Below are 12327 nucleotides of genomic sequence, written 5' to 3'. Positions count from 1 at the left end.
CGCTGGACTTTCTGCTCCCTGCGGACACAGGCCGGCGCGCCTTCAGTCGCGGTAGCCCGGGTCCAGTCGGTCGAGCTTGCGCAGCAGCGCCGGCCATTCCATCACGCCATAGGGACGGCGCGTGCCGGGCTGGTAGTTGTTCCAGGTCTGGTGCAGCACATCGGCCGGCACCGTGCGCAGCGGTGTGCCGCAGGCCATCGCCGCCAGTTGCGCGCGGCAGGCCAGTTCCAGCCGGTGCATCCAGTTGAACGCCTCGCCCACGGTGCGGCCCACCGTCAGCGCGCCGTGGTTGCGCAGGATCAGCGCCTCGCCGGCGCCCAGATCGGCGACCAGCGAAGCCTGCTCGGCGGTGTCCAGCACCACGCCCTGGTAGTCGTGGTAGCCGATCTTCAGAAAGCGCATTGCCGTCTGCGTCAGCGGCAGCAGGCCGCATTCGAGCGTCGACACCGCCATCGAGGCCCAGCTATGGGTGTGGATCACGCAGGCCACGTCCGCACGGGCGTGGTGGACGGCGCTGTGGATCACGTAGCCGGCCTGGTTGATGCCGTAGCCGAGCGCGCCGAAATCCGGCTGCGACAGGATCTTGCCGTCGCAGTCCACCTTGATCAGGCAACTGGCGCTGATTTCCTCGTACATCATGCCGTAGGGGTTGATCAGGAATGCGTTTTCCTCGTCGGGCACGCGCGCGGAGATGTGGTTGGCCATCATGTCGGCCATGCCGTACCAATGCACCAGCCGGTAGCAGGCGGCCAGGTCGACGCGGGTCTGCCACTCGGCCTGGCTGCACTGCCCGCGCATCGAGGGGATGTCGAGCATTCCGGGTAGGCCCATGGCCGCGCTCCTTTTTATCTTTCAGGCAACGGGTGTCGAACGCGGTGGCCGCCGGCGGCCCGTTTGTCTCGTGTCGCCCGGCAACCAGCCCAGGCCCCCGGCAATGCCTTGGGCGGCAGGCAGAACGCCGGATGCGGCACCGGGGGTTGCGCGGCAGACAGCGGCCAGGCCTGCGCCACGCCGACGCCACGCTGACGCCGTGCCGACGTGGCCCCGAGCACACCATGAAGCCGCAAGAAGTGCAATGGTGAAAACGCCGCCGCACTGCCCTGATGGCATCCGGCATGCCCGTGCCCGAACGCACCACCCTCGGCCCAGGTGGGTCCCGCCCCGCCCGGCATATCGAAGGCCATGCTCAGCGGCTGCTCGGAAAGCTGAACACCGCCCCTTCGCGCACGCCCGCCGAGGGCCAGCGCTGGGTGATGGTCTTGCGCTTGGTGTAGAAGCGCACGGCGTCGGGGCCGTAGGCGTGCAGGTCGCCGAACAGGCTGCGCTTGAAGCCGCCGAACGAGTGGTAGGCCACGGGCACGGGCAGGGGCACGTTCACGCCCACCATGCCGACCTGTATGTGGTCGCTGAAGTAGCGCGCGGCTTCGCCGTCGCGGGTGAAGATGCAGGTGCCGTTGCCGTATTCGTGGGCGTCGATCAGGTCCATGGCCTCTTGCAGCGTTTGCACGCGCACCACGCCGAGCACGGGGCCGAAGATTTCTTCTTGGTAGATCTTCATGCCGGGCTTGACATGGTCAAACAGGCAGGCGCCCAGGAAGTAGCCGTTTTCGTGGCCGGCGGCCACCTGCACGCCACGGCCGTCGACCACCAGCGTGGCGCCTTCGGCGACGCCGCTGTCGACATAGGCTTTGACTTTCTCGAAATGCTGCCGGGTGACCAGCGGGCCCATGTCGTTGCCGCTGTCGGTGCCGGGGCCGACTTTCATCTTGGCGATCTCGGTCTTGATGCCTGCCACCACGGCGTCGCCGACCGCATCCCCGACGGCGACCAGCAGCGGGATGGCCATGCAGCGCTCGCCGCAGGAGCCGTAGGCGGCGCCCATCAGCGCGTTGACGGCGTTGCCGACATCGGCGTCGGGCATCAGCACGGCGTGGTTCTTGGCGCCGCCCAGGGCCTGCACGCGCTTGCCATGGGCGCAGCCGGTGGCGTAGATGTATTCGGCGATCGGGGTGGAGCCGACAAAGCTCACGGCCTTGACGCGCGCGTCGGTCAGCAAGGTGTCGACCGCTTCCTTGTCGCCATTGACCACGTTCAGCACGCCGGGGGGCAGGCCCGCCTCCAGCGCCAGCCGGGCGATGAACAGCGCGCACGAGGGGTCGCGCTCGGAGGGCTTGAGCACGAAGGTGTTGCCGCAGGCCAGCGCCATGGGCCACATCCACAGCGGCACCATGGCCGGGAAGTTGAACGGCGTGATGCCGGCCGTCACGCCCAGCGCCTGGAATTCGCTCCACGAATCGATGGCCGGGCCGACGTTGCGGCTGTGCTCGCCCTTGAGCAGTTCGGGGGCGTAGCTGGCGTATTCGACGTTTTCGATGCCGCGCTGCAACTCGCCATGCGCGTCGGCCAGCACCTTGCCATGCTCGGCGGTGATCAGGGCCGCGATCTGCGCGGCGTTGTCTTCCAGCAGCCCCTTGAGCCGCGACATCACGCGCGCGCGTTTGAGCACCGGCGTGTTGCGCCAGGCCGGAAAGGCGGCCTGCGCCGAGGCGATGGCGGCCAGCACCGTGGCCTTGCTGGCCAGCGCCACGCTGGTGCGCGACAGCCCGGTGGCGGGGTCGAACACCGGCTGCGTGCGGGCGCTGTCGGCCAGTATCTGGCCGTCGATCAGGTGGCCGATGGTGTGGGTGACGGTGGGGTCTTGTTGCATGGTGACGATGGGTATTGAAAGCGGCCGCCGGCGCATGTGTTGCACGCGCCGGCGGCCATCGGTTCAGGGTCTGGCAGGCGCCTGAGCGGGTGTGCCGGGCGTGCGCGCTGGAGCACCTTCGGCTGCGGAATGAGCGCCTTCGGGCGGCCGGGCGACGCGCACTGGGATACCTTCGCCTTCGGCTACGGTATGAGCGCCTTCGGGCGGCCGGGCGGCGCTCATGCCGTTTCGGTCAGCGCATCGCCGAGGGCGTTGACCAGGCGGTCGATCTCGGCCTTTTCGCTGATGAACGGTGGCGCCAGTTGGATGGTGTCGGCGCCGTAGCGCACATAAAAGCCCTTTCTCCAGCAGTTCATCGCAATCTCGTAGGGCCGCCTGGCCGGCTCGCCCGGCGCCGGCGCGATCGTCAGACCCGCTGCCAGGCTGAAGTTGCGGATGTCCAGCACATGTTTGGCGCCCTTGAGGCTGTGCACGGCTTGCTCGAAGTGCGGGGCCAGCGCCTGCACGCGGCCGATCATGTCTTCCTTTTGCAGCAGGTCGAGCGCCGCAATGCCGGCGGCGCAGGACACGGGGTGGGCCGAGTAGGTGTAGCCATGCGGAAACTCCAGCATGTAGTCGGGGCCGCCTGCGGCCATGAAGCTGTCGTAGATCTCCTTGCTCGCCACCACGCCGCCCAGCGGCTGCACGCCGTTGGTGATCTGCTTGGCGAAGTTCAGCAGGTCGGGCGTCACGCCGAAAGCCTCGGCGCCGGTCCAGGCGCCGGAGCGGCCAAAGCCGCTGATCACTTCGTCAAAAATCAGCAGGATGCCGTTTTGCGTGCAGATATCGCGCAGCCGCTGCAGGTAGCCCACGGGCGGGACCAGCACCCCGGCGGAGCCGGCAAATGGCTCGACGATCACGGCGGCAATGTTCGATGCATCGTGCAGCGCAATCATGTCGAGCAGGCGGTCGGCCAGTTCCTTGCCCGTGGGCGGCTGGCCCTTGTGGAAGGAGCCTGCGGGCGGCTGGGTATGGGGCAGGTGGTCGGCCTCGATGGTCTGGCCGAACAGCTTGCGGTTGGCCCCTATGCCGCCGACCGAGATGCCGCCGAAGTTCACGCCGTGGTAGCCCTTTTCGCGGCCGATCAGGCGCGTCTTGTGGCCCTGGCCCTTGGCGCGCCAGTAGGCGCGGGCCATTTTCAGCGAGGTGTCGGCCGCTTCCGAGCCTGAACTGGTGAAGAACACATAGTCCAGCCCTGCCGGCGTCAGCGCCTTGATGCGGTTGGCCAGCTCGAACGACAGCGGGTGGCCGAACTGGAATGCCGGCGCGTAGTCGAGCCGGAGCGCCTGTTTGCCTATCGCATCGGCGATCTCGCGGCGGCCATGGCCCAGGCCCGCGCACCACAGGCCCGACAGGCCGTCGAAAATCTTGCGCCCTTCGGCGTCGGTGTAGTAGGCGCCGCTGCCGGCAACGATCATGCGCGGCTGGGCCTTGAACTGGCGGTTGGCCGTGTAGGGCATCCAGTGCGCATCGAGCCACTGGGCGTCCATGCGCGGGCCTTCGGCGCCGGCGGCGGGTTTTTCGAGATTCACGAAGCTCATGGAATATCTCCTGTACAAGCCAAACGGGATGGAAAGCAGGGCCGTCCCGGTCATCGCTGTCCACGGCGGGATGGGGCCTGGTGTCGCGTCACCGATCATCTGTCGGTCTGCGCTGGCCATCGAAGCGCATCGCGGCGTTGCATCGCTTGCCAATACAGCTCGGTATGGGCTGCGCGATGCGCCTTGCGCTGCGCTCCGATGGCTGCGCGCAGCCTGCGACATCTGATCGGTGACGCGACACCAAGCCATTGTTGCGCCGCGCTTTGATCTCTCCAATAATCCAATGTCAATGTTTACTTGACGATTCATGCAAGCAAAGGCCGCGCTGCCCAGCCCCGCACCCGCCATGACCACCATGACCACGCCAGCGGCCGCCCCGGCCCGGCACCGCGCCGTGCTGGGCCAGCTCAGCGACATGGACCTGCGCCTGTTGCAGGTCTTCAAGAGCGTGGTCGAATGTGGCGGCATGTCGGCCGCCGAACTGGAACTCAATATCGGCACCAGCACCGTCAGCCGCCACATGAAAGACCTGGAAACCCGGCTCGGCCTGACGCTGTGCCGCCGTGGGCGGGCCGGTTTTGCGCTCACCGCCGAAGGCCAGCGGGTGTATGACGAGACCCTGCGGCTGCTGGCCTCGGTGCACAGCTTTCGCGCCAGCATCGACGACATCCATTCGCGCATGGGCGGGCAACTGGCGCTGGCCATTTTCGACAAGACCGCCAGCAACCCGGCAGCGCGCATCGGCCAGGCCATTGCCGCCTTCGCCGCCACGGCGCCGGATGTACAACTGCAACTGCATGTAGGCTCGATCAACGCGATCGAGCGCGGCGTCATCGACGGCAGCTACCAGGTGGGCATCATCCCCGCGCACCGCAGCTCGCAAAGCCTGGCCTATAGCGACCTGTTTGCCGAGACCATGCTGCTGTATGGCGGCGCGGGCCATCCGCTGTGCGCCGCCGCGACCCCCCCGGCCGACTGGCAGGCACTGCGCAACTACCCGTTTGCCGGGCTGGGCTACCACTCGCCGAACATGGCGCTGAGCCACCAGGCCCGGCTGCAACGCGCGGCCACCGGGTTTGACCAGGAGTCGATCGCCACGCTGATCCTGTCGGGCCGCTTCCTCGGCTTTCTGCCCGACCACTATGCCGAGGCGTTCGAGCGCCAAGGCCGCATGCAGGCCGTGAACCCGGCGCTGTTTCGCTACGACTGCCAGTTCGTCAGCCTGATGCGCCGCTCGCCCGCACCCACTCGGGCGGCCCAGGCGTTTGCCCAATGTTTGCAGCAGGCGCACCGGGCTGTAAGCCCGCCGGCAGGCCAGGCCGCAAGCCCGCCGGTGATTCAGGCCGCAGGCCCGCCGGCAGGCTAGTGTCGCGTCACGGATCAGATGTCGTAGGCTGCGCGCAGCCATCGGAGCGCAGCGCAAGGCGCAGCGCGCAGCCCATACCGAGCGTATTGGCAAGCGATGCAACGCCGCGATGCGCTTCGATGGCCAGCGCAGACCGACAGATGATCGGTGACGCGACACTAGGCCGGCTGAGGCGTTCGGAGCGGTGGTGGCGGACGGACGCCGGTTCGATTCCGTCTTTGTCGTCTTTGTCACTGGAATGGCAATGCAGCGGGAATGAGTGGGAATGGGCGGGTCGCCCGCCAAACCCAGGTTGAACTGCCATCGGGAGGTGCTTGCAGCCGCTGCCGCCCGATGGCCGCCAAGCGGTAGCGTTGCAGGCGACTGGCACATGCCGACTGGTCCGGCTATTCGGTGTCCGAGGACGCCTTTACCTTCACCTTCACGCGCAGGCATGGCGCAGGCATGCTCGTCGCCGCTGCCTGAGCGCAGCCAGGCCCGGGCACCCCTTGCGCGCATCTGCGCCACCGCTGGCAGCACCGCCGCAACCCGCCGGGCCTGCCGGCACTGGCGCGCAGCCCCGCAAACAACGAAACATGGGTAAACTCCCGCCACCGCCCATCGATGCCTGGAGACATGGCCATGCGCCAGACCGAACTGCACCTGACCGACGAAGACCGCGCTGCGGTGGACGAAATACGCCGCAAGGGGCGGCACCATGCGCGCGAGGTCAATCGCGCGCATGTGCTGCACAGCCTCGATCGTGGTGTCCCGGAGGCCCAGATCATGGCCGTGCTTGGACTGGGGCGCACCGCCGTATGGCGCACGCGCCTGGCCTATCTGCAAGGTGGAATCGATCTGGCGGTGTTCGATCTGGCGCGCCCCGGCCGGCCGCGCCAGTACGGCACGGACGACGAAGCGCGGGTGATGGCGCTGGCATGCTCGGCGCCTCCTGCGGGCCAAAAGCGCTGGACGCTGGCGCAGCTCGAATGCGCCGCGCGCCAAGAGCCTGGCCTGGGCCGCATGGGCCGGGAAACCGTGCGGCGCATATTGAGAAAAACGACGGCAAACCCCGGCGCAGGTTGATGCGCTGCCCCGGCGCGCCGACGGAGCGCCGGCCGGCAGCGCTGGCACGACGGGCGGCGCTGGCACGCTGGTGTCGCGTCACCGATCATCTGTCGGTCTGCGCTGGCCATCGAAGCGCATCGCGGCGTTGCATCGCTTGCCAATACAGCTCGGTATGGGCTGCGCGCTGCGCCTTGCGCTGCGCTCCGATGGCTGCGCGCAGCCTACGACATCTGATCCGTGACGCGACACTAGTGTCGCGTCACGGATCATCTGTCGGTCTGCGCTGGCCATCGAAGCGCATCGCGGCGTTGCATCGCTTGCCAATACGCTCGGTATTGGCTGCGCGCTGCGCCTTGCGCTGCGCTCCGATGGCTGCGCGCAGCCTACGACATCTGATCCGTGACGCGACACTAGACCGATGCGGCCGGCCGGGCCGGTGGCCGGCATCGGCGGGAAGCACATCGGCCCGTCGGGCAGGGCCATGCGCCGGACCGGCGCATGGCCAGCCGGGAGCTGGCGGCGCCTGGCGCCGAGCCATCGGGCGCACATGCCGTCGTCAGGACGCGGATCGGGGGATGGGGCGGCATTGCGTTTCATGATTTACAGGCCAAAGCACCAGGCCATCGGCGCCGGTGGCGCGCAGCATTTTTTGCCGCCGATCGCCATGGCGGCCCGCCACCGCCACCACCGCCACCACCGCCACCATCGCCACCATCGCCACCACCACCGCCACCACCACCACCACCACCACCACCACCACCACCACCACCGCCACCGCCACCGCCACCGCCACTGCCACCGCCAGATGTGCCATGCAGCGTGGCACGAAAGGCACGAAAGGCACGAAAAGTACGACAAGCCGGCGCAAAGCCGCCCGGCGGCCAATGGCACAATCGGCGCCAGCCCTGCGGCAACGCCCGCTGCCCTTGGCGGAAACCGCGCCAACACCATGTTCACAGGCATCGTCCAAGCCATCGCCCGCATCGCCGCCATCCACGACAGCACGGACCTGCGGCGCCTGACCCTCGAATTTCCGGCCGGTTTTTGCCAAGACCTGGGCCTGGGCGCCAGCGTGTCGGTCGATGGCGTATGCCTGACGGTCAGCGCGCGGCCCACGCCGACATCGGCCATGTTCGATCTGGTACGGCAAAGCCTGAACGTGACCACGCTGGGCGGCTATGCGCAGGGCGAGCGCGTGAACGTCGAGCGCGCGGCCCGGTATGGCGCAGAGATCGGCGGGCACCCGCTGTCAGGCCATATCGACTTTGCGGCCACACTCATCGACAGGCGCGCCTCGGACGACAACCTGGTCTGGCGTGTGGCCATTGCGCCCGACATGCGCAAATACATCTTTGCCAAGGGCTATGTCGCCGTCCATGGCGCCAGCCTCACGGTGTCTGAAGTCAACCGCGCCGAAGGCTGGTTCGAGGTCTGGCTGATCCCCGAAACCCGCCGCGCCACCGTGTTGGCCGACAAGCGGGTCGGCGACCGCCTGAACATCGAAATCGAGCGCAGCACCCAGGTGATGGTGGATACCGTGCGCGCAGCCGTGCACGAAAGCCTGGGCCGCCTGCAACCGCTGCTGCAAGCACTGCTGCAAGAAAAAGGCCTGGCGCTCGAAGACTTCGTGCCGCCGCCCACGCCGCCCACGCCGCCGCGCTGAAATCCGTCGGCCCCTGCGGCCACCCACCCACCGGCCCCTCGACCTGATCGGCCGCGCGCCAGCCTTTGCCCACCGGTTCGTTGGGCAAGCCCGGCATTGCAAGATGATGTATCAGGATTGCAACGGCGATACAGAAAACTAATGACGCAAGCAACGTCTGTACCACTTTGTGATTGTTGCTCCGCAGACGGTTTTTCATCGCAACAATCCGCGTACCAATCGACTGGGCCGACCCGCTTTCCACCCGCCACGGCGGGCCATGCGCCACAGCCCGGTCATTGACAAGGGAGGTACGAACGATCCGGGCGCCACTGGCCCATGAGCGCAAGTACCCATGGAGGGAGCGTGCGCCAGCCCACACCGGGCAGGCGCACGAGAGCATCAATCAGCACAGAGAAAGGATTGGAACGCAGCCAACGTTTGCAGCGTCGATGGGTCCGTCTCTGGTGCGCCATGGCACGGCCAAGCGATGCTGACACGCGGGATGCGTCCAGACAAACACCATGGCCACATCTGACAAAAGTTCCGCCCCGCTCGTCGCCAGCACATCCGGCGCCACACTGCCCGTCACCACACTGCCCGTCACCACTACGCAGGGCCATCGCGCAGTCAGTAGTTTCACTCCGACAATGACAATCGATGTGGTGGACGGCGGACAGGACGCCGGCACGTCCGGCGCCAGCACGCAGGGCAATCGCGCAGTCAGCTTCGCTCCGACAATGACAATCGATGTGGACGGCGGACTGGACCAAACGGCCCCGGTGCTGAGCACCGGCGCTGACGCCCCGAAGGTCAGCGGCGACAAGTTGGTGCTCCGCTACAGCGAAGCGAACCTACTGGGCACGGCCCACCCCGATCCGGCTGCGCACGCCTTTGCGGTGACGGTCAATGGCAGGACCAACCCCGTCACCGACGTCGCCGTCGATTCCCAGACCAAGACCGTCACGCTGACGCTGACCCGCCCCGTGACCGGCGGCGAGGATGTGAGCGTCACCTACACCAAGCCCACTGACAGCAGCAAGGCCATACAGGACGCGGCCGGCAACATCGCCGACGACATCACTGCGCCGCTCCGTGTGAACAGCGGAACAGACACCACGGCCCCGACACTGGTCGCCGATACCGTGGCCCCGCCGCGTATCGGCGGCGGTGGCAAGGAACTGGTGCTCACCTACGAAGACGCGAACTACCTGAAAGCTGTCCAGGTGCCCAAGACAGCCTTTGCGGTGCTCGTCAATGGCACGCCCAACGATGTCACCGCAGTCAAGGTGGATGGCGGGCAGGACAAGACCGTCACACTGATGCTGAGCCGCTCCGTGCCCTCCGGTGCGGAGGTGAGCATCGCCTACACCCCGCCCGGGGAGAGCACCCAGGCCATACAGGACAGGCAGGGCAATCCCGCAGCCGGCATCGTTGAGCCGATGCATGTGGACAGCGGACGGGACCAAACGGCCCCGATGCTGGTCTTCGGCGGCATCTCGACGGTCAGCGGCGACAAGTTGGTGCTCGGCTACAGCGAAGCGAACCTACTGGGCACGGCCCACCCCGATCCGGCTGAGGCTGCGCGCGCCTTTGCGGTGACGGTCAATGGCAGGACCAACCCCGTCACCGGCGTCGCCGTCGATTCCCAGGACAAGACGGTCACGCTGACGCTGACCCGTCCCGTGACCGGCGGCGAGGATGTGAGAGTCGCCTACACCAAGCCCGCTGACAGCAGCAAGGCCATACAGGACGCGGCCGGCAACTTCGCCAAAGACATCACTGCGCCGTTCCCTGTGGACAGCGGAAGAGACACCACGGCCCCGACACTGGTCACCGATACCGTGGCCCCGCCGCGTATCGGCGGCGGCAAGGAACTGGTGCTCACCTACGAAGAAGCGAACTACCTGAAAGCTGTCCAGGTGCCCAAGACAGCCTTTGCGGTGCTCGTCAATGGCACGCCCAACGATGTCACCGCAGTCAAGGTGGATGACGGGCAGGACAAGACCGTCACACTGACGCTGAGCCGCTCCGTGCCCTCCGGTGCGGATGTGAGCATCGCCTACACCCCGCCCGGGGAGAGCACCGAGGCCATACAGGACTGGCAGGGCAATCCCGCAGCCGGCATCCGTGAGCCGATGCATGTGGACAGCGGACGGGACCAAACGGCCCCGGTGCTGGTCTTCGGCGGCATCTCGACGGTCAGCGGCGACAAGTTGGTGCTCAGCTACGACGAAGATAACAACCTGGACACAGTCCACAAGGCGCTGGCTGGATCCTTTACGGTGCTCGTCGACGGATCGCCCAACCCCGTCACCGAGGTCAGCGTGGCAAACGCACCGGCCAAGACGGTCACGCTGACGCTGACCAAGGCCGTGGCCAGAGGTGTGCCGGTGACCGTCGCCTACCAGGCCACAGCCGACAACGCGATACAGGACATGGCAGGCAACCGGGCACTGGACATCACTGAGCCGATGATCCATGTGGACAACGGGGAAGCCCCAACGGACCCGGCACAGACCGCTGGCACATCCGGCACCGGCACACCCGGCACCACGGCGCATGACGCCGGCACATCCGGCGTCATCACAACGGGCGCCACGCCGCCCGATGCCAGCACGTCCGGCACCGGTACACCCGGCACCACTGCGCCCGACGCAGGCACACCAGGCGTCGTCACAACGGGCGTCACGCTGCACGACTCCGGCACACCCGGCACCGGCACACCCGGCACCGGCACATCCGGCACCGGCACACTTGGCACCGGCACATCCGGCACCGGCACATCCGGCACCGGCACACTTGGCACCGGCACATCCGGCACCGGCACATCCGGCACCGGCACACCTGGCACCGGCACACCTGGCACTGGCACACCTGGCACCGGCACACCTGGCACCGGCACGCCCGGCACCAGCACACCTGGCACCGGCACATCCGGCACCACTGCGCCCGACACCGGCACACCCGGCGTCATCACAACGGACACCACGACGCACGACGCCGGCACGCCCGGCACCGGCACCGGCACACCCGGCACTACTGCGCCCGACGCCAGCGTCCCCGGCGTCATCACAACGGGCGCCACTGCGCCCGACGCCGGCACGCCCGGAGCCAGCGCATCAGGCGCCACGCCGCACGACACCGGCACGCCCGGTGCCGGCACCACGACGCCCGGCACCGGCACACCCGGCACTACTGCGCCCGACGCCAGCGCCCCGTCCCCGTCGGAGAACAACGCCACCCCGTCCCCACCGTCGGACAGCACTCCATCCTCCGGCAGCCCATCGACAGCCGACGTGCTGGACATCGTCAGCCAGTTCAGCATGGTCGGAAACCAAGCCAATGACCAGACCCCTGCGACCCCCGTGGCCCCCGTGGCCGGCGACCGCAACGCAGACGGCGTTCTGGACCGCACGCAGCCTGCGGTGCACTCGATCAGCGTCACGCCCAACGCCAACGCCCCCGGCAGCCTGGCAGACGCGCCATCCGGCCTGGTCACGCTGGTCAACGACAGCCAGGACGGCAAGGTGCGCCCCGGCAGCCAGGAACGCATCACCAGCCTGGAGCAGAAAGACGCGCCCGCCCAACTGCCGAAGGGAATGGAGATGCCCATCGGCCTGCTGCACGCGCAAGTGACGCAGGCCGTGGACAGCGGCCATCCGGCAAGCCTGAGCCTGTTCGTCGCCCTGGCGCTGAACGTCAACGAACTGTGGGTGCAGGACAACGGCACCGGCGTCTGGACGAACCTGGCCAGCGCACCCTACGGCGGCAAGACGGTGCTGGCAGACGGCCAGCTCAGGCTGGACATCCATATCGATGACGGCGGGCCGTTCGATGCGGACGGCAAGGTCGACGGCGTGGTCAGCGTCGTGGGGGCAGCGGCGCATATGCCGCTGTCCATCGTCGGACAGGCGCCCGACGTGGCGCAGCACGGGTTCTGGTTCTGACGCCGGCCGTGGATGGAAAAGACTTCTTCGACAAC

13 protein-coding genes are annotated in these 12327 nt (G+C 67.6%); 7 read left to right on the top strand and 6 right to left on the bottom strand.

Translation table 11 applies throughout. From position 1 onward, the window contains the following. Positions 1–42 precede the first annotated feature (42 nt). The 4 genes from VEIS_RS21485 to VEIS_RS21475 form a co-directional block, all read right to left on the bottom strand. Complete coding sequence (locus tag VEIS_RS21485) at positions 43–831, bottom strand: class II aldolase/adducin family protein (protein WP_011812128.1); 789 nt, start codon at positions 829–831, stop codon at positions 43–45. Between the two features lie 355 nt (positions 832–1186). After that, a complete protein-coding gene (locus VEIS_RS21480) occupies positions 1187–2707 on the bottom strand; it encodes a CoA-acylating methylmalonate-semialdehyde dehydrogenase (protein WP_041950261.1) in 1521 nt (506 codons plus the stop codon). A 63-nt stretch (positions 2708–2770) separates the two neighbouring features. After that, the gene (locus VEIS_RS29970; protein WP_198137910.1) at positions 2771–2929 is read right to left on the bottom strand and encodes a hypothetical protein; all 159 of its coding nucleotides are present in this window, start codon (positions 2927–2929) and stop codon (positions 2771–2773) included. Next, positions 2926–4287, bottom strand: coding sequence for an aspartate aminotransferase family protein (locus VEIS_RS21475; protein ID WP_011812125.1), 1362 nt, complete (start codon positions 4285–4287; stop codon positions 2926–2928). Before VEIS_RS21475 ends, VEIS_RS29970 begins: the two co-directional genes overlap by 4 nt. 80 nt (positions 4288–4367) lie before the next feature. On the opposite strand from VEIS_RS21475, the gene VEIS_RS27105 reads away from it, so the two are divergent. Beyond that, the gene (locus tag VEIS_RS27105; RefSeq protein ID WP_232287775.1) at positions 4368–4520 is read left to right on the top strand and encodes a hypothetical protein; all 153 of its coding nucleotides are present in this window, start codon (positions 4368–4370) and stop codon (positions 4518–4520) included. Positions 4521–4633: 113 nt separating this feature from the next. Next, positions 4634–5653 carry a LysR family transcriptional regulator gene (locus VEIS_RS21470; RefSeq protein ID WP_232287774.1) on the top strand — a complete coding sequence of 340 codons (1020 nt, stop codon included), beginning with the start codon at positions 4634–4636 and terminating at the stop codon, positions 5651–5653. A 7-nt stretch (positions 5654–5660) separates the two neighbouring features. On the opposite strand, the gene VEIS_RS27885 is transcribed toward VEIS_RS21470, so the two are convergent. After that, a complete protein-coding gene (locus VEIS_RS27885) occupies positions 5661–5957 on the bottom strand; it encodes a hypothetical protein (RefSeq protein ID WP_157048627.1) in 297 nt (98 codons plus the stop codon). A 317-nt stretch (positions 5958–6274) separates the two neighbouring features. On the opposite strand from VEIS_RS27885, the gene VEIS_RS21465 reads away from it, so the two are divergent. The 3 genes from VEIS_RS21465 (at position 6275) to VEIS_RS27880 (ending at position 7299) form a co-directional block, all read left to right on the top strand. Then, complete coding sequence (locus tag VEIS_RS21465; RefSeq protein ID WP_011812123.1) at positions 6275–6718, top strand: helix-turn-helix domain-containing protein; 444 nt, start codon at positions 6275–6277, stop codon at positions 6716–6718. A 70-nt stretch (positions 6719–6788) separates the two neighbouring features. Continuing rightward, entirely contained in the window at positions 6789–6941 is a 153-nt protein-coding gene (locus tag VEIS_RS27100; RefSeq protein ID WP_157048626.1) for a hypothetical protein, read from the top strand. Beyond that, positions 6907–7299, top strand: coding sequence for a hypothetical protein (locus VEIS_RS27880; RefSeq protein WP_157048625.1), 393 nt, complete (start codon positions 6907–6909; stop codon positions 7297–7299). Before VEIS_RS27100 ends, VEIS_RS27880 begins: the two co-directional genes overlap by 35 nt. Here the strand turns inward: VEIS_RS27880 and VEIS_RS21460 are convergent. Next, on the bottom strand, positions 7257–7514 hold the full coding sequence (locus VEIS_RS21460) for a hypothetical protein (RefSeq protein ID WP_041950260.1): 258 nt from the start codon (positions 7512–7514) through the stop codon (positions 7257–7259). The genes VEIS_RS27880 and VEIS_RS21460 overlap by 43 nt on opposite strands. Before the next feature lie 135 nt (positions 7515–7649). Here VEIS_RS21460 and VEIS_RS21455 point away from each other — a divergent pair, with 135 nt between their 5' ends. Together VEIS_RS21455 and VEIS_RS31750 are read left to right on the top strand one after the other, a co-directional pair. Further along, a complete protein-coding gene (locus VEIS_RS21455; protein WP_011812122.1) occupies positions 7650–8363 on the top strand; it encodes a riboflavin synthase in 714 nt (237 codons plus the stop codon). Positions 8364–8992: 629 nt separating this feature from the next. After that, on the top strand, positions 8993–12292 hold the full coding sequence (locus tag VEIS_RS31750) for a SwmB domain-containing protein (RefSeq protein ID WP_011812121.1): 3300 nt from the start codon (positions 8993–8995) through the stop codon (positions 12290–12292). Positions 12293–12327: the final 35 nt, after the last annotated feature.

It is taken from the genome of Verminephrobacter eiseniae EF01-2 (assembly GCF_000015565.1).
GTDB lineage: Bacteria > Pseudomonadota > Gammaproteobacteria > Burkholderiales > Burkholderiaceae_C > Acidovorax > Acidovorax eiseniae.
Note: the sequence above shows the minus strand (reverse complement) of the source record. Positions and strands in the feature narration are given on the sequence as shown.

Excerpts from the sequence above, each read along its gene's own strand:
- VEIS_RS21485 (WP_011812128.1), bottom strand. The coding sequence starts at position 831 with ATGGGCCTACCCGGAATGCTCGACATCCCCTCGATGCGCGGGCAGTGC.
- VEIS_RS21480 (WP_041950261.1), bottom strand. The coding sequence starts at position 2,707 with ATGCAACAAGACCCCACCGTCACCCACACCATCGGCCACCTGATCGAC.
- VEIS_RS29970 (WP_198137910.1), bottom strand. The coding sequence starts at position 2,929 with ATGAGCGCCGCCCGGCCGCCCGAAGGCGCTCATACCGTAGCCGAAGGC.
- VEIS_RS21475 (WP_011812125.1), bottom strand. The coding sequence starts at position 4,287 with ATGAGCTTCGTGAATCTCGAAAAACCCGCCGCCGGCGCCGAAGGCCCG.
- VEIS_RS21470 (WP_232287774.1), top strand. The coding sequence starts at position 4,634 with ATGACCACCATGACCACGCCAGCGGCCGCCCCGGCCCGGCACCGCGCC.
- VEIS_RS27885 (WP_157048627.1), bottom strand. The coding sequence starts at position 5,957 with ATGGCAGTTCAACCTGGGTTTGGCGGGCGACCCGCCCATTCCCACTCA.
- VEIS_RS21465 (WP_011812123.1), top strand. The coding sequence starts at position 6,275 with ATGCGCCAGACCGAACTGCACCTGACCGACGAAGACCGCGCTGCGGTG.
- VEIS_RS27880 (WP_157048625.1), top strand. The coding sequence starts at position 6,907 with ATGGCTGCGCGCAGCCTACGACATCTGATCCGTGACGCGACACTAGTG.
- VEIS_RS21460 (WP_041950260.1), bottom strand. The coding sequence starts at position 7,514 with ATGGCACATCTGGCGGTGGCAGTGGCGGTGGCGGTGGCGGTGGCGGTG.
- VEIS_RS21455 (WP_011812122.1), top strand. The coding sequence starts at position 7,650 with ATGTTCACAGGCATCGTCCAAGCCATCGCCCGCATCGCCGCCATCCAC.
- VEIS_RS31750 (WP_011812121.1), top strand. The coding sequence starts at position 8,993 with ATGACAATCGATGTGGTGGACGGCGGACAGGACGCCGGCACGTCCGGC.